18 protein-coding genes are annotated in these 22,500 nt (G+C 64.3%); 5 read left to right on the top strand and 13 right to left on the bottom strand.

Going from position 1 to position 22,500, the window contains the following annotated elements; genetic code table 11:
• Window positions 1-360 precede the first annotated feature (360 nt).
• The 3 genes from LPA37_RS17310 to LPA37_RS17300 are packed head-to-tail and all read left to right on the top strand — an operon-like array spanning window position 361 to window position 3,003.
• Window positions 361-1,308, top strand: a complete 948-nt coding sequence (locus LPA37_RS17310) for a metal ABC transporter solute-binding protein (RefSeq protein ID WP_407672549.1) — start codon at window positions 361-363, stop codon at window positions 1,306-1,308.
• Window positions 1,305-2,228 (top strand): ABC transporter ATP-binding protein, encoded by a 924-nt coding sequence (locus LPA37_RS17305; protein WP_228976826.1) that lies wholly within the window; start codon window positions 1,305-1,307, stop codon window positions 2,226-2,228. Before LPA37_RS17310 ends, LPA37_RS17305 begins: the two co-directional genes overlap by 4 nt.
• Window positions 2,221-3,003 (top strand): metal ABC transporter permease, encoded by a 783-nt coding sequence (locus LPA37_RS17300; protein ID WP_228976825.1) that lies wholly within the window; start codon window positions 2,221-2,223, stop codon window positions 3,001-3,003. Before LPA37_RS17305 ends, LPA37_RS17300 begins: the two co-directional genes overlap by 8 nt.
• Window positions 3,004-3,080: 77 nt before the next feature.
• Here LPA37_RS17300 and fghA read toward each other — a convergent pair whose 3' ends face one another.
• From fghA to LPA37_RS17285, 3 genes are all read right to left on the bottom strand, one after another.
• Window positions 3,081-3,926 carry an S-formylglutathione hydrolase gene (gene fghA, locus LPA37_RS17295; protein ID WP_229013194.1) on the bottom strand — a complete coding sequence of 282 codons (846 nt, stop codon included), beginning with the start codon at window positions 3,924-3,926 and terminating at the stop codon, window positions 3,081-3,083.
• 16 nt (window positions 3,927-3,942) lie between these two features.
• Entirely contained in the window at window positions 3,943-5,049 is a 1,107-nt protein-coding gene (locus tag LPA37_RS17290; protein ID WP_228984165.1) for an S-(hydroxymethyl)glutathione dehydrogenase/class III alcohol dehydrogenase, read from the bottom strand.
• A 67-nt stretch (window positions 5,050-5,116) separates the two neighbouring features.
• Window positions 5,117-6,547, bottom strand: a complete 1,431-nt coding sequence (locus LPA37_RS17285) for a xylulokinase (RefSeq protein WP_228983696.1) — start codon at window positions 6,545-6,547, stop codon at window positions 5,117-5,119.
• A gap of 379 nt (window positions 6,548-6,926) precedes the next feature.
• Here LPA37_RS17285 and LPA37_RS17280 point away from each other — a divergent pair, with 379 nt between their 5' ends.
• Window positions 6,927-8,363 carry a nucleobase:cation symporter-2 family protein gene (locus LPA37_RS17280; RefSeq protein WP_229013193.1) on the top strand — a complete coding sequence of 479 codons (1,437 nt, stop codon included), beginning with the start codon at window positions 6,927-6,929 and terminating at the stop codon, window positions 8,361-8,363.
• A gap of 197 nt (window positions 8,364-8,560) precedes the next feature.
• Here the strand turns inward: LPA37_RS17280 and LPA37_RS17275 are convergent, their stop codons facing one another.
• Genes LPA37_RS17275 through LPA37_RS17265 form a run of 3 tightly spaced genes read right to left on the bottom strand, consistent with a single transcriptional unit; the run spans window position 8,561 to window position 14,540 of the window.
• Window positions 8,561-10,084, bottom strand: coding sequence for an efflux transporter outer membrane subunit (locus LPA37_RS17275; RefSeq protein WP_228983699.1), 1,524 nt, complete (start codon window positions 10,082-10,084; stop codon window positions 8,561-8,563).
• A gap of 1 nt (window position 10,085) precedes the next feature.
• Window positions 10,086-13,292, bottom strand: a complete 3,207-nt coding sequence (locus tag LPA37_RS17270) for an efflux RND transporter permease subunit (RefSeq protein ID WP_228983701.1) — start codon at window positions 13,290-13,292, stop codon at window positions 10,086-10,088.
• Window positions 13,293-13,307: 15 nt separating this feature from the next.
• Window positions 13,308-14,540, bottom strand: coding sequence for an efflux RND transporter periplasmic adaptor subunit (locus LPA37_RS17265; protein WP_228983702.1), 1,233 nt, complete (start codon window positions 14,538-14,540; stop codon window positions 13,308-13,310).
• 443 nt (window positions 14,541-14,983) lie between these two features.
• Here LPA37_RS17265 and LPA37_RS17260 point away from each other — a divergent pair, with 443 nt between their 5' ends.
• Window positions 14,984-15,631 (top strand): TetR family transcriptional regulator, encoded by a 648-nt coding sequence (locus tag LPA37_RS17260; protein WP_228983704.1) that lies wholly within the window; start codon window positions 14,984-14,986, stop codon window positions 15,629-15,631.
• Between the two features lie 115 nt (window positions 15,632-15,746).
• On the opposite strand, the gene LPA37_RS17255 is transcribed toward LPA37_RS17260, so the two are convergent.
• The 7 genes from LPA37_RS17255 to LPA37_RS17225 all read right to left on the bottom strand — a co-directional run bounded on the left by LPA37_RS17255 (window position 15,747) and on the right by LPA37_RS17225 (window position 22,373).
• Window positions 15,747-16,391 (bottom strand): cysteine hydrolase family protein, encoded by a 645-nt coding sequence (locus LPA37_RS17255; RefSeq protein ID WP_229013192.1) that lies wholly within the window; start codon window positions 16,389-16,391, stop codon window positions 15,747-15,749.
• Window positions 16,392-16,523: 132 nt separating this feature from the next.
• Window positions 16,524-17,270, bottom strand: coding sequence for a CoxG family protein (locus LPA37_RS17250; protein WP_228983709.1), 747 nt, complete (start codon window positions 17,268-17,270; stop codon window positions 16,524-16,526).
• Window positions 17,271-17,302: 32 nt separating this feature from the next.
• A complete protein-coding gene (locus LPA37_RS17245) occupies window positions 17,303-17,680 on the bottom strand; it encodes a DUF427 domain-containing protein (protein ID WP_407672548.1) in 378 nt (125 codons plus the stop codon).
• Between the two features lie 305 nt (window positions 17,681-17,985).
• Complete coding sequence (locus LPA37_RS17240; protein WP_228983710.1) at window positions 17,986-18,480, bottom strand: carboxypeptidase regulatory-like domain-containing protein; 495 nt, start codon at window positions 18,478-18,480, stop codon at window positions 17,986-17,988.
• A 172-nt stretch (window positions 18,481-18,652) separates the two neighbouring features.
• Entirely contained in the window at window positions 18,653-20,149 is a 1,497-nt protein-coding gene (locus tag LPA37_RS17235; protein WP_228983711.1) for a DegQ family serine endoprotease, read from the bottom strand.
• A 255-nt stretch (window positions 20,150-20,404) separates the two neighbouring features.
• Window positions 20,405-21,706: an ATP-binding protein gene (locus LPA37_RS17230; RefSeq protein ID WP_228983712.1), complete on the bottom strand. Its 1,302-nt coding sequence runs from the start codon at window positions 21,704-21,706 to the stop codon at window positions 20,405-20,407.
• A gap of 4 nt (window positions 21,707-21,710) precedes the next feature.
• On the bottom strand, window positions 21,711-22,373 hold the full coding sequence (locus LPA37_RS17225; protein ID WP_228983716.1) for a response regulator: 663 nt from the start codon (window positions 22,371-22,373) through the stop codon (window positions 21,711-21,713).
• Window positions 22,374-22,500 lie beyond the last annotated feature (127 nt).

Below are 22,500 nucleotides of genomic sequence, written 5' to 3'. Positions count from 1 at the left end.
GTTAGCGCTTGAGCGCTTACTCTGGTCCCATGCAATTTATTGCGGTCAGTTGCTGTTTCATTCCGCGCAGTGAGCGAACGCCCATTACGCGAACAATTGCTCTGTTGGTGATCGAATGATCGGATACGCAATGGGTCATGTCAAGGCGCAATGCAGGATTTCGATGCTGCAACGCGGCAGTGTTTACCCGCCTCCAGCCTGGCTCTCCCCGCACTGAACAGCTCGCAAGCAAACGCGCTATACCAAAAAATTCGCGATATGTTATATCATTCTCGACTCGCGACAGGATGAGGTCGGCTTCGAATCTGTCTGTCCGCCTGCACGCGCCCTCGCCCATCTTTCAAGGACCCGACGACTATGATGAGAACACCTGGCTCGCTGTGGAATCGCGTGCGGCACGCGCGCGTCGTATCGACGTGTCTGGCAGCGGGCGCGCTCATGCTGGCGGCCGGCCATCCCGCCTTTGCCGCCGACGTGAAGATTCCAGTGGTGGCCGCGGAGAATTTCTACGGCGATGTCGTGCGTCAACTGGGCGGCGATCATGTGAGCGTGGTGAGCATCCTCAGCAATCCGGATCAGGATCCGCACCTGTTCGAGGCCAGCCCGAAGACGGCACGCGCGTTGCAGAACGCGAGCCTTGTCGTGTACAACGGCGCCGACTACGATCCGTGGATGACGAAGCTGCTCGGCGCATCGAAGAACACGAAGCGCACGACGATCGTCGCGGCGGACCTCACCGACCACAAGAGCGGCGACAATCCGCATCTCTGGTACGCGCCCGGCACGATGCCGGCGGTGGCGCGCGCGGTAAGCGCGGCGCTCGTCGCCGCCGATCCTTCGAACAAAACGGCGTACGATGCGAACCTCGCGACGTTTCTGGATTCGCTGAAGCCGGTCGATGCGAAGATCGCCGCGTTGCGCGCCAGCTATGCGCACGCGCCCGTCACAGCGACGGAGCCGGTTTTTGGCTACATGTCGGACGCAATCGGTCTGGACATGCGGAACATGCGTTTCCAGCTCGCCGCGATGAATGACACGGAAGCGAGCGCATCGGATATCGCCGCGTTCGAGCGCGATCTGCGTGGCAAACGCGTGCGCGTACTGATCTACAACAGCCAGGCAACCGAGGCGCTCACGAAACGCATGTTGAAGCTCGCGCAGCAGTCGAACGTGCCGACGGTCAGCGTCACCGAGACGCAGCCGGCCGGCAAGACGTTCCAGCAATGGATGCTGTCGCAACTCGACGACCTCGGCGCGGCGCTCGCAAAAGGCGACGCTGCCGGCAACGCAAAGGGACAATCGCAATGACACCGACTGGCGCCGCGCCGCGCGGCTCCGCACCTGTGCTCGAACTCGATCGCGTCACGCTCGAGATGGGCGGCCGCGCGATCCTGAGCGACGCGAGCCTCGTCGTGAACCAGAACGAGTTCATCGGCGTGCTCGGGCCGAACGGCGCGGGCAAGACCACCCTGATGCGCGCGGTGCTCGGTCTCGTGCCGGCCGCGAACGGCGCGATCCGCGTGCTGGGCGAGACGGTCGAACGGGGCAATCCGTCGATCGGCTATATGCCGCAGACGCGCAGCGCGCTCGCCGGCCGCCGCGTGCGGGGCCGCGATTTCGTCGCGATGGCCGCCGATGGACATCGCTGGGGCCTGCCGCATCACAACGCGAAGGCACGCAAGGAAGTCGATCGCGTGCTCGAACTGGTCGGCGCGCGCGAACTCGCGATGCGGCCGTTGTCGGAGCTGTCGGGCGGCGAGCGTCAGCGGCTGCTGCTTGCGCAATGTCTGCTCGGCAATCCGCGTCTGCTGCTGCTCGACGAACCGCTCATCAGCCTCGATCCGCATCATCAGAAAAACGTCGTCGAACTTGTGCGGCGGGTGCAGCAGGAACTCGGCATCACCGTGCTCTTCTCCGCGCACGAACTGAATCCGCTGCTGCACGCGCTCGACCGCGTGCTGTATCTCGGCAGCGGCGTGGCGGCGCTCGGCACCGTCGATGAAGTGATCACGAAGCCCGTGCTGTCGCGGCTCTATGGCTCGGCGATCGACGTGATGCGCGTGAACGGCCGCATCTTCGTGATGTCCGGCGACGTCGAAGTCGAAAAACACGATCACGAACACGAAGACGACCATGGCCACGACCACGGCAGCGGCCACGCGCACGGTCATGACCACGGACATGCGCATTCACACGCAAAGACGCACGGACACACGCACGATGTTTGAATACGATTTCATGGTGAACGCATTCGCCGCGTCGGGGATCGTCGCGGTGCTGGCGGGCATCGTCGGCTATTTTCTGGTGATGCGCGGGCAGACGTTCGCCGGCCATGCGCTCTCGCACGTCGGTTTTACCGGCGCGACCGGCGCCGTGCTGATCGGCGTCTCGCCGATCTGGGGGATGATCGGCTTCACGCTCGCCGCGGGTGTCGGCATGGGCGCGCTCGGTGAGCGGCTGGCCGGACGCGACGTCGCGATTGGCGTGATTCTCTCGCTCGCGCTCGGCTTCGGCCTGCTGTTCCTGCACTTCTTCACCGCGTATGCGACACAGGTCACCGCGCTGCTGTTCGGCAACGTGCTCGGCGTGAATACGTCGACGCTCGCGGTGCTCACCGGCCTCGGCATCGTCAGTCTGCTGGCGCTCGCGGCGATCATGCGGCCGCTGCTGTTCGCGTCGTTGCAGCCGGAACTCGCCGAAGCGAAAGGCGTATCGCTGCGGCTCGTCTCGGTGCTGTTTCTTGCGATCGCGGCGCTCGCCGTCGCGGCGTGTACGCAGATCGTCGGCGTGCTGCTGGTGTTCACGCTGATGGTGGGCCCGGCGGCGGCCGCGCAGAATTTCACGACGCGGCTTTCCAGCGGCCTCGTTCTCGCCGCGCTGCTCGCGCTCGCGCAGGCGTGGCTTGGCGTCACGCTCGCCTTCTACACCGACTGGCCGACGAGCTTCTGGATCACCGCGTTGGCTGCGCTGGTATACGGGGCGAGTTTGTTGCGCCAGCGCTAGCCTTCGGTTTCGCCCGCAACAAAGGGACGCCGCAGATGATTCGGCGTCCCTTTGTCACGTCTGGCTGAACGCGGCGCCTACCCGAACAGCACCTTCGCGTGATGCGCGAGATGATCCTCGATGAAACTCTGGATGAAGTAGTAACCGTGATCGTAGCCTTCATGCCGACGCAGCGTCAGCGGTTGTCCCGCGGCGCGGCACGCCGCTTCGAACACATCCGGATTGAGCTGTTCGGCGAGAAACTGGTCCGACAAACCCTGGTCGATCAGGATGCCTTCGGCGAACCGGTGCGAAGCGCGCGCCACCAGTTCGCTCGAATCGTACTGCTGCCACGCGCCGCGATCTTCGCCGAGATAGCCCGTGAACGCCTTCACGCCCCAAGGACACCGCGACGGCGCCGCGATCGGCGCGAACGCCGACACCGAGCGGAAGATCTCCGGATTACGCAGCGCGATCATCAACGCGCCGTGCCCACCCATCGAGTGACCGAAAATGCCAAGTCGTTCGCCATCGATCGCGAGATTCGTCAGCACGGTTTCGCGCAGCTCGTCGCGCACGTACGAGTACATGCGGAAATGCTTCGACCAGGGTTCCTGCGTCGCGTCGACGTAGAAACCCGCGCCGACGCCGAAGTCCCACGCCGCGCTTTCGTTCGGGATGCCGGCGCCGCGCGGGCTCGTATCCGGCGCGATCAATGCGATGCCATGTTGCGCGGCAAAGCGCTGCGCGCCCGCCTTGATCGGGAAGGTCTCCTCGGTACACGTGAGACCGGCGAGCCAGAACAGCGCCGGCACCTTGCCATGCGACGCCTGCGGTGGAAGGTACACGGAGAAGCGCATCGGCAGACCAGTCGTCGATGAATCGTGACGATAGAACCGCTGCACGCCACCGAAGCACGCGTGCGAAGACAATAGTTCGAGCATGGCGATCTCCGTTGCCTCAGTACAGCACAACCGAGCGGATCGACTCGCCCTTCTTCATCAGATCGAAGCCTTCGTTGATACGCTCGAGCGGCAGACGGTGCGTGATCAGATCGTCGATATTGATCTTGCCTTCCATGTACCAGTCGACGATCTTCGGCACATCGGTACGGCCACGTGCGCCGCCGAACGCCGAGCCTTTCCATTCCCGGCCCGTCACCAGCTGGAACGGCCGCGTGCTGATCTCCTCGCCCGCCGCCGCCACGCCGATGATGAACGACTGGCCCCAGCCCTTGTGCGTGCATTCCAGCGCCTGGCGCATCACCTTCGTGTTGCCGATGCATTCGAACGAGTAGTCCGCGCCGCCGTCGGTCAGCTGCACGATGTGATCGACCACGTTCTCCACTTCGTTCGGGTTGATGAAATGCGTCATGCCGAACTTCTTGGCCAGTTCGACGCGCCCCGGGTTCAGGTCGACACCGATAATCTTGTCCGCGCCGACCATCTTGGCGCCCTGGATCACGTTCAACCCGATACCGCCGAGACCAAATACCACGACGTTCGCGCCCGCCTCGACCTTCGCCGAGTACACGACCGCACCGACGCCCGTCGTCACACCGCAGCCGATGTAGCAGATCTTGTCGAACGGTGCGTCTTCACGCACCTTCGCCACCGCGATCTCCGGCACGACGATGTAGTTCGAAAACGTCGACGTGCCCATGTAGTGAAAGAGCGGCTTGCCGTCCAGCGAGAAGCGCGACGTGGCATCGGGCATCAAGCCCTTGCCCTGCGTCGAGCGGATCGCCTGGCACAGGTTCGTCTTGCGCGACAGGCAGAACTTGCACTGGCGGCATTCTGGCGTGTACAGCGGGATCACGTGATCGCCCTTCTTCAGCGTACCGACGCCCGGGCCCACGTCGACGATCACGCCCGCGCCTTCGTGGCCGAGAATCGCCGGAAAGAGGCCTTCGGGGTCCGCGCCCGAGAGCGTGTAGTAATCGGTGTGACAGATGCCCGTCGCCTTCACCTCGATCAGCACTTCACCCGCGCGCGGCCCTTCCAGATCGACTTCCTCGATCGTCAGCGGTGCGCCCGCTTTCCATGCGATGGCTGCTTTGGTCTTCATTGTGAATGCTCCTTAAAGTCGGTGGATGCGGCGATCGACGCTCAGGTTCGATCGACATGTTGCAAACTCAGTCAGGCGCGGCGGAAGCAGGAAACCACTCCTCCACGCGCGCGTAAAGATCAAGGAAGCGCGCATAACGTGCGGCCAGCGCGCGATCGTCCCGCGGGCCCGCGACGCGGGTTGTCGCCGGCGCCAGCGACGCCAGGTCCGACGCGTGCCAGTGACCGCTCGCAAGACCGCCCAGTATCGCCGCACCGCGCCCCGCCGCGTCAGGACAATCGACCGCGTGCAGCTCGACATCGAGCGCGTCGGCGAGCATCTGCCGCCAGCGCGCGTCGACGGAGCCGCCACCCGCGAGCCGCAGCGTCGTCACTTCGGCGCCGCTGCGGCGGATCGCGTCGAGACCCGCACGCAACGAAAACGCGACGCCTTCGAACGCCGCCCGCATCATCGTGCCGCGCGAATGACCGAGCGCGAGTCCGAGCCAGCCACCCCGCGCCGACGGGTTGAGCCACGGCGAGCGTTCGCCGGTGAGATACGGAAGGAACGTGAGGCCGGGCGCGGCGTCCTCGGCGAAGGCATCGCGATAGGCGTCCGCCCATTCGTACGACAGCCAGCCGCGCACCGCTTCGAGCGCGACGCCGACGTTCTGCATCGCCGCCATCCGGTACCAGTGACCGGTTGCCGCGCGATAGCGATGCAGCCCGCGCGCGGCGGCCGGCTCGCCGGTCGCGAGCACGACGATCTGGCCGCCGCTACCGGTGGTGAGTAGCGCGTCGCCATCGTTTGCAAGACCGCTGCCGAACGCGGCGCACGGTGTATCGGCTGCGCCCGTCGCGAGCGTGATGCCGGCACGTAGGCCCAACGCGCGCGCGGCTTCCTCGGAGAGCACGCCGCCCGGCGCGTACGAAGGCGCGAGCGGCGCGAACCATGCGTGCGGCACGCCGAGACGCTCCAGCAGCGCGCGATCCCAGACGCCGGCCGGATCGGCGAGCGCGGTCGCGCACGCATCGGACGGATCGCTGACGAACGCGCCGCCCAGCGCAACGCGCAGCCAGTCTTTCGGTTGCAAGGCCCAGCGCGTGGCTTCCACGGTGCGCGGCTCGTTCAGCATGATCCAGCGCAGCAGCGGGCCCGCCATGCCGGGCGCAACAGGATTGGGCTGTGGCTCGGGCCACGCATCGAGCAGCGACAGCGCGCGCGTATCGGGCCACAGCATCGCGGGGCGCACCGCGCGGCCCTCTCCATCGGTGAGCACGACGCCGTGCATCTGCCCGGAAAAGCCGATCGCGTGAACGTCGTCGCGCTCGGCGGCGGGCAGCTTCGCCGCCGCTTCGCAGAGCGCGCGCCACCATGTGCCGACGGAGATTTCCGCCCAGCCGGGGTGCGGCGTCGCGATCGCATACGCGACGCTCGCTGTCGCACGTTCGCGCCCTGCTTCATCGACGGTCGAAAGTTTCAGTGAACCGGTGCCGAGGTCGATGCCAAGAAAACGCATGGGCGAGGAAAGGTCGAAAAAGAGGAGAAAACGGGTGGGTTTCCGCGCTACGCATCCGCTACGTCAAAACCGCAAATCGCGGGTTAACCCGGCCACACGAATGGGCGCGTCGAAATCACACTATGCGCTGCACCGAATACGCTTCATCGATTTTCACACATATTGCGGCACAGGGGCTTCGGCGGCCGCCTTCGCGCGGTACTCCACCCCACGGGCCTGAGCGCCGGTTTGCGGCGAGCGCGCATTTCGCGCGGCTTTCAAATGTACCGCGCGCATATGATCGCCGCGAAGCCCGGAATAGGCCACAGTGGTCTTGTTGCATCTTTTCGTTCCCCCTACCTTGGAGTCATCCCGAAAACGAGATGTGGAGAGAGACAAAATGCAATCGAACACGGTTCACCCGTGCGACGAGCGACTGCCCGCCGGCCAGTTGCTGGCGCTGGGCATTCAGCATGTGCTCGTCATGTACGCCGGAGCGGTCGCCGTTCCGCTGATCATCGGCAGCGCCCTCAAGCTGCCAAAAGACCAGATCGCGTTTCTCATCAGCGCCGACCTGTTTTCCTGCGGTATCGCCACGCTGATCCAGACGCTCGGCCTGTGGATCTTTGGCATCCGTCTGCCGGTGATCATGGGCTGCACGTTCGCCGCCGTCGGTCCGATGGTCGCGATCGGCACCAATCCGTCGCTCGGCATTCTCGATATTTTCGGCTCGACGATCGCCGCCGGTATTGTCGGCATTCTGCTCGCGCCGGCGATCGGCAAGCTGCTGCGGTTTTTTCCGCCCGTCGTGGTCGGCGTGGTCATTTCGGTGATCGGGCTCTCGCTGATGGAAGTCGGCATCAACTGGGCAGCCGGCGGCGTCGGCAATCCGGATTACGGCAATCCCGTCTATCTGGGCCTGTCGTTTGTCGTGCTGATGCTGATCCTGCTGATCAACAAGTTCGGCAAGGGCTTTGTCGCGAATATTTCGGTGCTGCTCGGCATCGTCGCGGGCTTCGTGATCGCCGCGCTGCTCGGGCGCGTCAACATGGATGGCGTGACGGCCGCGCCGTGGGTCGGCTTCGTCATGCCGTTCCACTTCGGCTTGCCGCACTTCGATCCGCTCTCGATCGCGACGATGGTGACCGTGATGTTCGTCACGTTCATCGAATCGACGGGCATGTTTCTCGCGGTCGGCGACATGGTCGACCGGCCGGTGGACCAGAAGACGCTGGTGCGCGGCCTGCGCGTCGACGGGCTCGGTACGTTGCTCGGCGGCATCTTCAACTCGTTTCCGCATACGTCGTTCTCGCAGAACGTCGGGCTGATCGGCGTGACGGGCGTGAAGAGCCGGTTTGTCTGCGCGATGGGCGGCGTGATCCTCGTGCTGCTCGGCCTCTTTCCGAAGATGGCGCAGGTGGTCGCATCGGTGCCGGCATTCGTGCTCGGCGGCGCCGGCATCGTGATGTTCGGGATGGTCGCGGCGAACGGCATCAAGGTGCTCTCGAAGGTCGACTTCGTGAAGAATCACCACAACCTCTTCATCGTCGCGGTAAGCATCGGGCTTGGCCTCGTGCCGGTCGTGTCGCCGCAGTTCTTCTCGAAGCTGCCACCCGCGCTCTCGCCGCTGCTGCATAGCGGGATTCTGCTGGCGGCCGTATCGGCGGTCGTGCTGAACCTGATCTTCAACGGCGTGAAGGGCGAGCGTGCGGCGAAGAACGCCATCCGGCGCGCGGGCCACGACTTCGACGGCCGCGCGCAAGCCGAACTACCGTCACGCGACGATTCCCTGCACGTCGCGAGCGACTTCGAGGCGCGCCCCGCGGACGCGCACTGAAAGGCCCGCACCGCGCGACCGGTGTCGCGCGGTGCGGTGGCGAAGCGACGAAGCGACGAAGCGACGAAGCGACGAAGCGACGAAGCGACGCCAGAATTGAAAATGCCACGGTTTTCCCCGTGGCATTTTTTTGCTGCTTACTACTCGCGATCCGGCGGCAACCGCAACGGACCGCCGGATCAGTCAACCCACCCGCTTCACCCCGCCGACGACGGCGCCGAAGCCGCTGCCGGCGCGCTGGCCGCACCGTAATCGACGGGCGCATCGGCCGGACGCGGCTGCTCACCCGCCCGCTCGATCCACCCGCCGCCCAGGAACTGGTACAGATCGACAAGGTTTGTCAGACGTTGCAGGCGCGCGCTGATCAGCGTCTGTTGCGCCGTGTACAGATCGGTCTGCGCGGTCAGCACGGAAAGATAGCTGTCCACGCCGTTCTTGTAACGCAGGTCCGACAGATCGAAACGTCGCTGCTCGGCAAATGTATTGCGTTCACGCGCGGCGATTTCCTGATCGTACGTGCCACGCGCGGCAAGACCATCGGCGACTTCGCGGAAGGCCGTCTGGATCGCCTTTTCGTACTGCGCGATCTGGATGTTCTTCTGCACGTTCGCGAGATCGAGATTCGCCTTGTTCGCGCCACCTTCGAAGATCGGCAGCGTGATCTGCGGCGCGAACGCCCACGCCGCGGAACCCGCCTTGAAGAGGCCGCCGAGCGTCGGACTCAACGTACCGAAGTTGCCGGTCAGCGAAATCTGCGGGAAGAACGCAGCGCGCGCCGCCCCGATATTCGCGTTGGCCGCGAGCAGGTTCTGCTCGGCTTCGATGATGTCCGGACGGCGCTGCAGCAGATCCGACGGCAGACCGGCCGGAATATCCGTGAGGAGATTCTGGTCGTTGAGCGGCAGGCCCGGCGGCAAATCTGCCGGGAGCGGTTCACCCACCAGCAGGACCAGCGCATTTTCGGCCTGCGCCCGCAGACGCGCCTGCACCTGCAGGTTGGCCTGCGCCTGCTCGACCACGCTCTGCGCCTGACGCAGGTCGAGTTCGGAACCCGTGCCCGTGTCGAACTGCAGCTTCGTGATGTTGTAGGAATCCTGCGCCGTCTTCAGCGTGCCTTCCGTCACCTTGAGCAGGTCGTCGGTGGAAAGCAGCGTCAGATACTGATCCGCCACCGAGGACACCAGCGCGATTTCCGCCGCCTTGCGCGCCTGCGCCGTCGCCAGATATTGCGCCAGCGCCTGATCCTTCAGGCTCTGGATACGACCGAAGAAGTCGATTTCCCACGACGCATTCAGCCCGACCGAATACGTGTTCGTGATCGGGATACCGGAAATCGACAGATCCCTCGGCGTGCGCTGTTTGCTCTGCGATGCCGAGGCGTCCAGCGTCGGGAACAGTTCGGCGCGCGTGATCTGGTATTGCGCACGCGATGCCGCGATATTCAGCACCGAAACGCGCAGATCGCGATTGTTCTTCAGCGCGATCTCGATCAGACGTTGCAGGCGCGGATCGGTGAAGAAATCGCGCCAGCCGATATCCGTGGCCGCCTGGCCGTTCGCGCTACGCGTGCCGTTATCGGTCGCGCCGGGCTGCGTCGAGTAGACCCCGCCCGCCGGAAAACCGTCCGAAACGGGCGCGGCCGGGCGCTCGTACTTCGGCGCCATCGTGCAACCCGCGGCGAGGAACGCCACCGCGACTGCAATCAAAGAATGTTTTTGCATCTCAGTGCCCTTCCTTGCCCGAGCCGTTGCCACCCGCGCCGCCTTCCGGATCGTGCGGATGGTGCTGGTTGTAGTGTTCCATCGCAGCATCCGGGTCTTCCTTCTCGCCGCCGAACTTCGCACGGATCACGACGAAGAACATCGGGATCATGAAGATGGCGAGGAACGTCGCCGTCAGCATCCCGCCGATCACGCCGGTACCGATCGCGTGCTGGCTCGCCGAGCCCGCGCCGTTACTGATCGCGAGCGGCAACACGCCGAGAATGAACGCAAGCGACGTCATCAGGATCGGACGCAGCCGCAGACGCGAGGCTTCCAGCGCTGCCTCGATCGGACCCATGCCTTCGGACTGCTGCAACTCGCGGGCGAATTCCACGATCAGAATCGCGTTCTTCGCCGAGAGTCCCACCGTGGTCAACAGACCGACCTGGAAGAACACGTCGTTTTCGAGCCCGCGCAGCGTGGCCGCCAGCAGTGCGCCGATCACGCCGAGCGGCACCACCATGATCACCGAGAACGGAATCGACCAGCTCTCATACAACGCCGCGAGACACAGGAACACGACGAGGATCGAGATCGCGTACAGGATCGGCGCCTGCGAACCCGACTGACGTTCCTGGAACGACAGGCCAGTCCATTCGTAGCCGATACCTGCCGGCAGCTTCGCCGCGATGGCTTCCATCGCATTCATCGCCTGACCGGTCGACTTGCCCGTCGCCGCCGCGCCCTGGATTTCCACCGCGGAAATACCGTTGAAACGCTCGAGCTTCGGCGAACCGTACGTCCACGTACCGGTCGCGAACGCCGAGAACGGCACCATGCCGCCCGCGGAATTGCGCACGTACCAGTCGTTCAGGTTTTCCGGGGTCATCCGGAACGGCGCGTCGCCCTGCAGGTACACCTTCTTGATCCGGCTGTCGACGTCGAGGAAGTTGTTGATGAACTGCGAAGCCCACGCGATCGAGAACGTCTGGTCGATCGTCGACAACGACACGCCCAGCGCCGCAGCCTTTTCGTGGTCGATGTTCACCTTGAACTGCGGCGTGTCGTTCAGGCCGTTCGGTCGCACCTGCGCGAGCGTCGGGTCTTTCGCGGCCATGCCGAGCAGCTGGTTGCGCGCGGCCATCAGCGCCTCGTGGCCGACACCCGCACGATCCTGCAGTTCGAAGTCGAAACCCGCGGCCGTGCCGAGTTCCGGAATCGACGGCGGATTCACCGGGTACACCGTTGCGTTCTTGTAGCCAGCGAAGTGCATGAACAGCCGGCCGACCAGCGCCTGCACCTTCTGGTCCGAATGCTGGCGCTCGCCGTAGTCCTTCATCCGCACGAACACGAGACCCGCGTTCTGGCCGCGGCCGGCGAAGCTGAAGCCGTTCACCGTGAAGGTCGCGTCGACGATGCTCTTTTCGCTACTCAGCAGGTAGTCGGAGACGTCCTTCAATGCCCGCGCCGTCGTTTCCTGCGTCGAGCCTGACGGCGTCTGCACCAGCACGAACATCGTGCCCTGGTCTTCGTCTGGCAGGAACGACTTCGGCAGCTTCACGAACAGCAGGCCGACCGCGAGGATCACCACCATATAGATGATGAGCCAGCGACCCGAACGCTTGATCACGTGGTGAACGCCAACGTGATATTTGTCCCGGCTTTTGTCGAACGTGCGATTGAACCAGCCGAAGAAGCCCTTCTTCTCTTCGTGATGGCCCTGCGGAATCGGCTTCAGGATCGTCGCGCACAGCGCCGGCGTCAGAATCAACGCGACCAGCACGGACAGCACCATCGCCGCCACGATCGTCAGCGAGAACTGCCGGTAAATCGCACCGACCGAGCCGCCCGAGAACGCCACCGGCACGAACACCGCCGACAGCACGAGCGCGACGCCAATCAGCGCGCCCGTGATCTGGTCCATCGCCTTGCGGGTCGCGTCGCGTGGAGACAGCCCTTCTTCGGCCATCACCCGCTCGACGTTTTCCACCACCACGATCGCATCGTCCACCAGCAGCCCGATTGCCAGCACGAGCCCGAACATCGACAGCGTGTTGATCGAGAATCCGACGAGCCCCATGATCGCGAACGTGCCCAGCAGCACCACCGGCACGGCGATCGTCGGGATCAGCGTGGCGCGCAGGTTCTGCAGGAACAGGTACATGACGAGGAACACCAGCACGATACCTTCGAGCAGCGTCTTGACCACTTCCTCGATCGACAGGCGCACGAACGGCGTCGTGTCATACGGGTACTTCACGACGAGGCCGTTCGGGAAGTACTTCGACAGTTCGTCGACCTTCGCGCGCACCTCTTTCGCCGTTGCCAGTGCGTTCGCGCCGGTCGCCAGCTGGATACCGAAACCGGCCGTCGGCTGACCGTTGTACTTCGTGTCGAAGTTGTAGTTTTCGCCACCCAGTTCGATGCGCGCGACATCCTTGATACGGACCTGCGAGCCGTCCTGGTTCACCTTCAGCAGCACGTTGCCGAACTGCTCCGGCGTCTGCAGCAACGTGGCCTCGGTGATGGTGGCCTGCAGCACCTGACCCGGCACCGAAGGCGTGCCGCCCAGCGAGCCGCCCGCCACCTGCACGTTCTGCGCGAGCAGCGCGGTCTGCACATCGACCGGCGTGAGACCGAAGTTGGTCAGCTTGCCCGCATCGAGCCAGATCCGCATCGCGTACTGCGAGCCGAACAGCGTCACCGTGCCCACGCCGTCAAGACGGCTGACCGGATCCTGAATGTGCGACGCGACGTAGTTCGCCAGGTCGTACTTGTTCATGCTGCCGTCTTCGGAGACGAACGCCATCACCAGCAGGAAGCTGCTGCTGGACTTCGTCACCTTGGTGCCGAGCTGCTGGACGACCTGCGGCAACAGCGGCGTGGCGAGCTGCAGCTTGTTCTGCACCTGCACCTGCGCGATGTCGGGGTTGGTGCCGGCCGCGAAGGTCAGCGTGATCGTGGCCGTACCCGAATCGTCCGATGTGGACGACAGGTACAGCAAGTGGTCGAGACCACTCATCTGCTGCTCGATCACCTGCGTGACAGTGTTTTCAACCGTCTTCGCCGATGCGCCCGGGTACGTTGCGCTGATCTGCACGGCCGGCGGCGCGATGGTCGGGTATTGCGCGATCGGCAGCGTGAAGATCGACGCGACACCCGCGAGCATCAGGATAATGGCGATCACCCACGCAAAAATCGGGCGATCGATAAAGAACTTTGCCATGAAACGGGCTCCCTGTTATTGCGCGCCCGATGCAGCAGAGGCAGCCTGAGCCGTCTGCGCACCGCTGGCCGCTGGTGCGCCTTGAGCCGTGGCGCCGGAGGCGGGGGTGGCCGGCAGTTGCGCGGCGACCGGCTTCACTGTCGCGCCCGGACGGACCTTTTCCGTGCCCTGCACGATCACGCGATCACCCGGATTCAGCCCGCTTTCGACGACCCAGTTCGACTGGTACGTGGTGGAGGCCACCAGCTGACGCAGCGACACCTTGTCGTCCGGACCCACGACGAGCGCCGTCGGCTGGCCCTTCTGGTCATGCGTCACGCCGATCTGCGGCACCAGCAGCGCCTTTTCGTTCACGCCTTCCTCGATGCGCGCGCGCACGAACATGCCCGGCAGCAGCACACGGTCCTTGTTCTGGAAGATGGCGCGGATCGTCACCGAACCGGTGGTCTGGTCGACCGTCACGTCGCTGAACTGCAGCTTGCCGGTTTCCGAATAGGGGCGGCCGTCTTCCAGCAGCAGCGTGACCTTGGCGGCGTTGATGCCGCTCGTCTTCAGACGGCCTTCCTGGATTTCGCGGCGCAGCTTCAGGCCGTCGAGGCTCGACTGCGTCAGATTGACGTAGACCGGATCGAGCTGCTGGACAGTCGATAGCAGCGTGGCCTGGCTTGCCTGTACATAGGCGCCCGGCGTGACCGACGAAATACCGATGCGCCCCGTGATCGGCGACGTGACATCGGTATAGCCGAGGTTGATCTGCGCGGTTTCCACGGAGGCCTTGCCGGCGGCGACGTCTGCCGCTGCCTGCCCTTGCGCGGCCACGGCGTTGTCGTAATCCTGCTTGCTGACCGCGTTCGCCGCGACGAGCACCTTGTAGCGGCTCGCCTGCGCGGTGGTCGTGGCCAGGTTCGCCTGCGCCTTGGCAAGTGCGGCCTTCGCGTTGTCGAGCGCGGCGATATACGGTGCCGGATCGATCTTGTAGAGACGCTGGCCGGCCTTGACCTCGGCGCCTTCCGTGAATTCACGGCGCAGCACGATGCCGTCCACCCGTGCGCGGACTTCCGCGACGAGAAACGCGCTGGTGCGGCCCGGCAACTCGGTGGTGACCGGGACGGACTGTGGCTCGACAGTCACGACGCCGACTTCAGGCGTTTGAGGCGGAGGGGCTGATTGTTTTTGACCGCATGCTGCAAGAATTACGGCAGCCGTCGCGGCACTGATTAAGCGGAATGGAACCCGTTCGACGCGCATGGAGCGACCTCTGTCAAAGACTGAGAATGAAAAAGTGCGCGCATCCCTACCCCGGGGACGACGGCGCACACATGCGTCGTTAGACGCCTGATCGATAGCCCTGACAACTCCACATGCAATCCTGGCCAACCTGGGCGGAGTCCTGACAGAAGCGCGCCAAACCGGGAAATGCCGCACTGCGACGCCCTTCCGGACGATTCGCAAGCGTTTTTAAAGACAACAGTGTCGGATATTAACCGGTCGACACGGCTTGGGCTATCCGATCGATGGGGTGCTATTATATATACATTCATGATTGCACGTAAAAGACCGTTTACAACGTCTCGCGTGCCGTTGCGGCAAGATCAATTCCCAGATAGCCGGACTATTGAATGGATTGTCATCAGCCGCACTTAATAACATTCGGGACAACCCGCACTCTCGCATACGCAGGACAGACAGTTATGGTTCGCCGAACCAAGGAAGAAGCGCAGGAGACGCGCAACGGCATCCTCGATGCCGCAGAACAGGTTTTTTTCGAAAAAGGCGTATCGCGCACGTCGCTCGCGGATATCGCGCAGACCGCCGGTGTAACGCGCGGCGCAATCTACTGGCATTTCGCGAACAAAGGCGATCTCTTCACGGAAATGTTCGACCGCGTGCTGCTGCCGCTCGACGAACTGAAGGCTGCATCGCTCGATCCCGAGGAACCCGATCCGGTCGGGCGCCTGATCGATATCTGCATCGTGTGTCTGCGCGACACGGCGAACGATCCGCGCCGCCGGCGCGTGTTCGACATCCTGTTCATGAAATGCGAATTCGTCGCGGACATGGGCCCCGTGATGGCGCGCTGCCAGAACAACATGCGCGATGGGCTGGAAAGTATCAGGGGCGGCCTGCGCAACGCGATCTCGAAAGGCCAGTTGCCCGCCGATCTCGACGTGGCGCGCGCGACTGCGATGATTCACTCGTTTATCAGCGGATCGTTGCACGACATGCTGTTTCTGCCTGGCGCGTTCGATTACGGTGAACATGCCGAATCGATGGTCCATGCGCTGTTCGATTCGCTGCGGACCAGCCCCGCGCTACGCAGAAGCGGCGCGAACGGTTGAAGGCCTGTCGCGTCCTGCGCGAGGCGGAATGCAAAAGGCGAAATGCAAAAGGCGGAAACTTCACGGTTTCCGCCTTTTTCATGCGCGACGCCACAGCTTGCAAATGACGCGAGATTTACGAGGGAGCGGCCACCGAAGCTTGCGTGATACGCGCTTTCTGGTTCGACGCGTAGATCGAACCGCGCCCGAGCGGCTTGCCGCCGGATAGTGCGTCGATCCATTGATCCGTGCTCGCCACCGCCGCGAAGCGCGACTGCAGCACGACGCAGAACACGCGATGAATATCCCCGGCGCTAGCGAAGCCCGCGCTGTTCTCGTACGGCACCGAACCGGTCGCGTCGTGCAGGAATTCGACGGACAGCCCGGCATGCACGGCATGGTTGATGGTCGACGCGTCGCAGTTGTGCGTCATGTAGCCGGTCACGGTCAACGTGTCGATCTGATGCTGCGTGAGCCAGTCGGCCAGATCGGTGCCGGCGAAGGCGCTCGGCAGCGACTTCGTGATCTGGTGGTCATACCCGCGCGATGTCACCACCGCATGCAGCGCGGCACCCTCGGAGCCGGTTGCGAAAATCGGCGACGTCGCCGGCGCCAGGTTCTGCACGACAATCACCGGCACCGAAGCGGCATGCGCCGCATCGATCGCCCGGCCGATATTCGCGAGCGAAGTTTCGACCGGCGGATATTCGATCGGCAGGTCGCCGGTTACGTATTCGTTCTGCACGTCGATAACGATCAGGGCACGGCGCGGTGTGGTCATGGCAACACTCCTTTGTCTCGATGGCTCGCCGCCAGTCGCGCTGTTACGTGGCCAGTCACTGTGCTATTCACCGCGAATCGAAATACCCCGGGCAAAGCGGCGGTGTGAAAACCGCCGCGCCGCGGGAAACGGCTAACTCTGGCTGAACCACCGCGCCAGATACAGCAGCACCGCAACGAAGAAGATCATCCCCGCCCATGCCCAGTTCGGCACGGCATGCGGATCATGCTGATGGTCATGCGCGCGCGTACCGAGTATCGTGCTCGCCGCGCGACCGGTAAGCGCGCCGCCGTGGTCATGCGGCCGCGCGCGGCGCGCCAGCGCGCTCAGGTTGACCGGCCGCAGGAACACATGCTGACGCCGCGCCGGTGTGCCATGCACGCGGTTCGGCCTCATGCCGTGCTTGGCCTGCACGACTTCGCAGAACTCGGTGAAAAACGTGTCGGCGAGATCATGCAGCGCGTTCTCGATCTGGCGGACGGGCAATTGCGAGAGCGGCCCGGTGAGCGTCGCCCAGACCGAATAGTCGATGCGTGTATGCGGATGTTTCGAGCCGACGATCCAGTGGTCGTCCGCGCGCAGCCGCACTTCCATCTGCCCGCGCAGCGCGCCGACTCCTTGTGCGCGCGCCTTGAAGTTGAGCATCCGGTGCATGGTTGCCGGCTCCACGCCGTCGGGACTGACGATATGCGCGCGAACGTCGTAATGCGCGCGCAGCGGCCCGAGCGGTACCGTCATCGTCAGTACGTATTCACCGCCGGGCGTGCGAGCAAACGACTCGCAGTTGTCGAGGCTCGCGCGCAACAGCGCGAGATCCTGCAACGCTTCCCACACATCCGATGGTGCCAGCGGAATCCGCAACGCGTCGTTCAGTTCCATGTCGGCCTCCCCATGAGCCTCTCACTGCCCGATCACGACGTCTGATCGATGCGGTCCACCTTCGATGTGTAAAACGCCAGATAGCCCTTGATCTGCTGGACGGCCTCGATGGGCGTCTCGTACGTCCACACGGCGTTTTCGACCACGCCCTCTTCGGTCAGCAGATGATAGTAGGACGCCTCGCCCTTGAACGGACATCGGGAGGTGTGCGTGGAACGGTCAAGCCGCGCCATGTTGACGTCGGCACGCGGAAAATAGAACACGTCCGGAAGGCCTGTTTCGGAGACGGTCAGCGCCGCCTGCGTATCGGCCACGGTCACGCCGAGATGGATGACCCGCACACGATGCCGGTTGGTGGCGACGTCGACGCGATGACCGCCGCCCTGGCTGCCGTGCGCGGCGCCCGGCAAGCCCGGGTCCTTGCCTGACGGTTTGCCGGTAGCGTCGTCCGGGTCGGGACTTGCATTGCCTGCCGGGGCGTCGTCCATCATGTCCAGCTCCGAGATGCGGTGGAAACCCGCGCTAGCACCACGGCTATCCGCCGCCGATCCGCTTGCCGCGCATGCGTTTTCCGGCAGGCTGCGCGGCTTCGAAACGAAAAAGCCACGGGCGTGCCCGTGGCTTCATTATCGGCGAAACTTCGGCGGCTTGCGCGGCCTTTGCGTATCCTCGCGCACTTCCATGCAACGTTTGTGCAACGCAACAAAACGCTACGTTACTGTGTGTTCCAGGAGAACGTCGCGCGCGCTGTGCCCTTGCCCGTCACCGAAACCGGTTTGCTCTGTTCGCGGTCCTTGTAGGTGGCATGGACCGTGTAGCGGCCCGGGCGCAGCCTGACCAGCATATAGGGGCCGCGCGACTTCGTGTCCAGCACGCTGGCGCCGTGTGCATCGACCACCTTCACCTCGACATCGGCAAGGAAGTCGGAGCCCGGACCCGTGAAGCGCAACGACAGCGGCCACTGGCTTTGCGCAGCCCGCAACGCCTTCGATTCATCCAGGCCGACACCGCCCGACGTAAACGACACGTCGCCCTGCTGCTGGATCTGCGGCAGGCCGCCACCGTTTGCGTTGCCGGCACTCGTGGTGTCCGTCGTCGTGCCGCCGGTAGTACCGCTCGCCTGTGCGAACGCGCCGGTCGCGGTGCCGAGCGTCAGGGCCACCGCGACCGCCGCGGTGAGGATCCTTCGCTGAGTACACTGTGTTTTCATGTGCATCGCTCCTTGTTATGGTTCGTGCTGAAAACTGTCGGCCGCAAGCTCCGTGCCCGGAAACATCCGGGCGCTGTTGAAACACCGCAGCCGCGATGTGGCTGCGGCCCGAAAGTCAATGGACCGGCGGGCCGACGAGCCGGAGAAAAAACCGGCGACGGTAGTTCTTACATCAGCCGAGGTCGACTGGCACAAAGATCTGCGCATCGTCGCGCTGGATCAGCAGCGCAATGCTATTGCCGGCTTTTTTCACCATCTGCTTCAACTGGTCGACGGTCGTCACCGGGTTGCCGTTGACCGCGAGGATCACGTCGCCCGGCTGAACGCCAGCGCTCGCGGCGGGACCGTCCGCCTGCTGCACCAGCAGGCCATGCGTCAGCGACGCGCCGCTCTTTTCCTGCGGCGTGAGCGGGCGGACCGCAACACCCAGACGCCCCTGCTCCTGCGCCGGCGTATCCGCCGATGCCACCTTCTCATCCGACAGCGCGCCGATCGTCACCTTCAGGTCCTTCGTCGCCTTGTTGCGCCATACCTGCACGTCGGCAACCGTGCCCGGCTTCATGCTCGCAACCTGCGAGGGCAGATCCGCCGAATCCTCCACCGGCGAGCCGTTGACCGACAGGATCACATCGCCCGGCTGCAGACCGGCCTTCGCCGCCGGACCGCTCGCATCGACCGAGCTCACCAGTGCGCCTTGCGGCGTCTTCATGCCGAACGAATCAGCGAGCGTCTGGTTCATCGACTGCACCGCGACGCCGAGGCGTCCGCGGCTTACGTGGCCGGTCTTGACGAGATCGTCCTTGACCTTGATGGCCTCGTTGATCGGGATCGCGAACGACAGGCCCTGGAAGCCGCCCGTCTGCGAATAGATCATCGAGTTGATGCCGATCACTTCGCCTTGCAGGTTAAAGAGCGGGCCGCCCGAATTGCCCGGGTTCACCGGCACGTCGGTCTGGATGAACGGCGTGTAGTTTTCGTTCGGCAGCGAACGCGATTTCGCGCTGATGATGCCCGAGGTCACCGTGTTGTCGAAACCGTATGGCGACCCGATCGCGACCACCCACTGGCCGACCTTGCTCTGGCGCGGATCGCCGATCTTCACGGTCGGCAGACTGGTCGCATCGATCTTCAGCACGGCGACGTCCGACTGCTTGTCCGAGCCGACGACCTTCGCCTTGAACTCGCGCTTGTCGGTCAGCTTGACGGTGACGACGTTTGCGCCATCCACGACGTGCGCGTTGGTGAGGATGTAACCATCGCTGCTGACGATAAAGCCTGAACCGAGGCTCGCGCTCGGCGCATCGGGCTGATCGTCGCCGCCTGCGCCCGGGCCGCCGGGGATGCCACCGAAAAAGTGCTTGTAGAACTGGTAGAACGGATCGGACGGGTCGATCGGCAATTGTCCGGCGTTACCGCCGCCGCGCTGCGCGACGTGTTTAACCACGTGCTTCGCGCTGATATTGACGACGGCCGGGCCGTAGGTTTCCACGAGACCGGAGAAATCCGGGATACCGGTTTTGGCGGCCGCTTCAGCGGGCATCATTGCAGCTTGCGCCGGCGCGATGACTTCAGGCGGCGCCACGTTCCGGTGACCGGCCACATAACCCGCCGACAGTGCCACTGCGACCGCCATCGCGACGGCGCTACGTTTGAGGGTCTTCGCTTGCATCGTGTACTCCTGACAAAGAGGTGCGCTTCTGAATGATTTGAAGCGTACGCGGCGTCACTTAAAGGAGTCTTAATTTCGAAAAAGGCCGCACAACCTTTTTGTCGACCAGAGTTCGCGCTTCAGCGCGTTACTCTGGTCCCATGCACCGCGGTCGACCAGAGTTCGCGTGTCGGGCGGAGTTGGCGCTTCAGCGCTTACTCCGGCCCCATGCGCGTTACGCTGGTCCCATGCACCGCGGTCGACCAGACGCGCCCGTCAGAACCGCACTGTCACGAGCAGCCCGCCGGAAACGGATTCGCCGAGCGTCACGTCGGCGTGATGCTGAAGCGCGATGCGTCTGACAATCGCAAGCCCAAGGCCGCTCCCCGCGATATCGCTGCGCACACGATCGACACCCGCGCCGACGCGGTAGAAACGGTCGAACACGCGGCCGCGTTCTTCGACAGGAATACCCGGGCCGGTATCCGCGATGCGCACGACGGGATGTCCCTCCTCGACCTTCAGGCTCACGTCGACACGTCCGCCTTCTGGCGTGTATTTCGTCGCGTTGTCGAGCAGGTTGTTGAGCATCACGCGCAGTGCTTCGGGTTCGCCGGTCACCGACGCCGGCGTGGTCGCCTCGATGCCGAGATCGATGTTGCGCTGCTGCGCGAGCGGCACGCGGGACGCCACGCACTCGTCGAGCACCGCGTGCAGATCGAAGGCAGTCGTCACCGCGTGTCCATCGGGTTCCGCGCGGGCGAGCGCGAGCAGTTGTTCCGCAAGACGGGTCGCGCGCGTCACGCCAGCCTGCAGATCGACAAGCGCTTCGTGACGCGTGTCGTCGTCGCGCGCGCGGGCTACAAGCTGTGTCTGGATCTGCACGGCGGCGAGCGGCGTGCGCAGTTCATGCGCGGCGTCGGCGACGAACGCTTTCTGCGTATCGAGCGCGGCGGAAAGGCGCGCGAGCAGTCCGTTGAGCGCGCGCACGAGCGGTTGCACTTCGAGCGGCAGACGCTGGTCAGGCAGCGGATCGAGCGCTTCGGGATGACGCGTGTCGAGCGCGCCCGCCACGCGCCGCAACGGCTTCAGCCCGCGACCGACGACGACCCACACCGCAACGCCGAGCAGCGGCAACAGCACGATCAGCGGCCACAGCGTTCGCAGCGCGACGTTCGCGGCGAGCCGGTTTCGCACCGAGAGCGGCTGCGCCAGCTGCACGACGTTGTCGCCGACGATCGCGCCGTACACACGCCAGTCGCCGCGCTCGGTACGTTGCGTCGAAAACCCGAGTTCGGCGCGCGGCGAAAGCGGCGCGCGCGGCGTCGAGTAATACATCAGCACGCCGTTGCGATTCCAGATCTGAAGCACGATGCCTTCCTCGCCGGTATCGCGTGTGCCGAGCACCTGCGAGAACGACTCTGACGGCAATGCACCGGCGATTTCCTGCAACTGGTAATCGAAGAGCTCGTTCGCTTCGGCGAGTGCCTGACGATAGATGAGCCAGCCTGCGATGCACACGCCCGTGAGCACGATCGCGAGCAGCCAGAAGAGCAATTGACGGCGAATCGAGCGCATCGGTTCAGGCTTCCTTCGCGAGCATGTAGCCGAGGCCGCGCACGTTGCGGATCAGATCCGCGCCGAGCTTCTTGCGCAGCGCATGAATATAGACCTCGACGGTGTTGCTGCCGATTTCCTCACCCCATCCGTACATTTTTTCTTCGAGCTGGCTCTTCGACAGCACGGCGCCCGGACGCGCGATCAGCGCTTCGAGCAGTGCGAATTCACGTGCCGAAAGCGCAACCGGCGCGCCTTCGAGCGTGACCTGATGCGACGCCGGGTCGAGCGTGAGCAGACCGTGACGGATCGTCGAATCGCTACGGCCCGACTGGCGACGGATCAACGCGCGCATGCGCGCGCCGAGTTCGTCGAGATCGAACGGTTTGACGAGGTAGTCGTCCGCGCCCGCGTCGAGGCCCTTGACGCGATCGGCGACGGCATCGCGCGCGGTGACGATCAGCACCGGCAGCGCGAGGCCGCGCGAGCGCAGCGTGCGCAACACGTCGAGGCCGTCGCGCTTCGGCAAGCCGAGGTCGAGCAGCACCAGATCGTAGGGCTCGCCCGAGACGGCGGTGAGCGCGGCTTCGCCGTCCTGCACCCAGTCGACGGCAAAACCTTCGCCGCGCAGCGCCTTGCGCACGCCTTCCGCGATCATCCGGTCATCTTCGACAAGCAGTATCCGCATGGCACCCGTCCTGACGTTTTCTGGTTCGGTCGTGGTTCAGTTGTGTTTCAGTCACGCCTTGTGAACACGCATTCTATCTTCCGTCGCGTGGGCGAAGCGCGAGCAGTCGCGATGGCAGCGTAATGCC

Source organism: Paraburkholderia gardini, assembly GCF_907164545.1.
Classification (GTDB): Bacteria; Pseudomonadota; Gammaproteobacteria; order Burkholderiales; family Burkholderiaceae; genus Paraburkholderia; species Paraburkholderia gardini.
The sequence above is the reverse complement of the archived record's forward strand: the minus strand, read 5'-3'. Positions and strand labels throughout refer to the sequence as shown.

Coding starts and splice junctions, on each gene's coding strand:
- LPA37_RS17310 (WP_407672549.1), top strand. CDS start 361: ATGAGAACACCTGGCTCGCTGTGGAATCGCGTGCGGCACGCGCGCGTC.
- LPA37_RS17305 (WP_228976826.1), top strand. CDS start 1,305: ATGACACCGACTGGCGCCGCGCCGCGCGGCTCCGCACCTGTGCTCGAA.
- LPA37_RS17300 (WP_228976825.1), top strand. CDS start 2,221: ATGTTTGAATACGATTTCATGGTGAACGCATTCGCCGCGTCGGGGATC.
- fghA (WP_229013194.1), bottom strand. CDS start 3,926: ATGCTCGAACTATTGTCTTCGCACGCGTGCTTCGGTGGCGTGCAGCGG.
- LPA37_RS17290 (WP_228984165.1), bottom strand. CDS start 5,049: ATGAAGACCAAAGCAGCCATCGCATGGAAAGCGGGCGCACCGCTGACG.
- LPA37_RS17285 (WP_228983696.1), bottom strand. CDS start 6,547: ATGCGTTTTCTTGGCATCGACCTCGGCACCGGTTCACTGAAACTTTCG.
- LPA37_RS17280 (WP_229013193.1), top strand. CDS start 6,927: ATGCAATCGAACACGGTTCACCCGTGCGACGAGCGACTGCCCGCCGGC.
- LPA37_RS17275 (WP_228983699.1), bottom strand. CDS start 10,084: ATGCAAAAACATTCTTTGATTGCAGTCGCGGTGGCGTTCCTCGCCGCG.
- LPA37_RS17270 (WP_228983701.1), bottom strand. CDS start 13,292: ATGGCAAAGTTCTTTATCGATCGCCCGATTTTTGCGTGGGTGATCGCC.
- LPA37_RS17265 (WP_228983702.1), bottom strand. CDS start 14,540: ATGCGCGTCGAACGGGTTCCATTCCGCTTAATCAGTGCCGCGACGGCT.
- LPA37_RS17260 (WP_228983704.1), top strand. CDS start 14,984: ATGGTTCGCCGAACCAAGGAAGAAGCGCAGGAGACGCGCAACGGCATC.
- LPA37_RS17255 (WP_229013192.1), bottom strand. CDS start 16,391: ATGACCACACCGCGCCGTGCCCTGATCGTTATCGACGTGCAGAACGAA.
- LPA37_RS17250 (WP_228983709.1), bottom strand. CDS start 17,270: ATGGAACTGAACGACGCGTTGCGGATTCCGCTGGCACCATCGGATGTG.
- LPA37_RS17240 (WP_228983710.1), bottom strand. CDS start 18,480: ATGAAAACACAGTGTACTCAGCGAAGGATCCTCACCGCGGCGGTCGCG.
- LPA37_RS17235 (WP_228983711.1), bottom strand. CDS start 20,149: ATGCAAGCGAAGACCCTCAAACGTAGCGCCGTCGCGATGGCGGTCGCA.
- LPA37_RS17230 (WP_228983712.1), bottom strand. CDS start 21,706: ATGCGCTCGATTCGCCGTCAATTGCTCTTCTGGCTGCTCGCGATCGTG.
- LPA37_RS17225 (WP_228983716.1), bottom strand. CDS start 22,373: ATGCGGATACTGCTTGTCGAAGATGACCGGATGATCGCGGAAGGCGTG.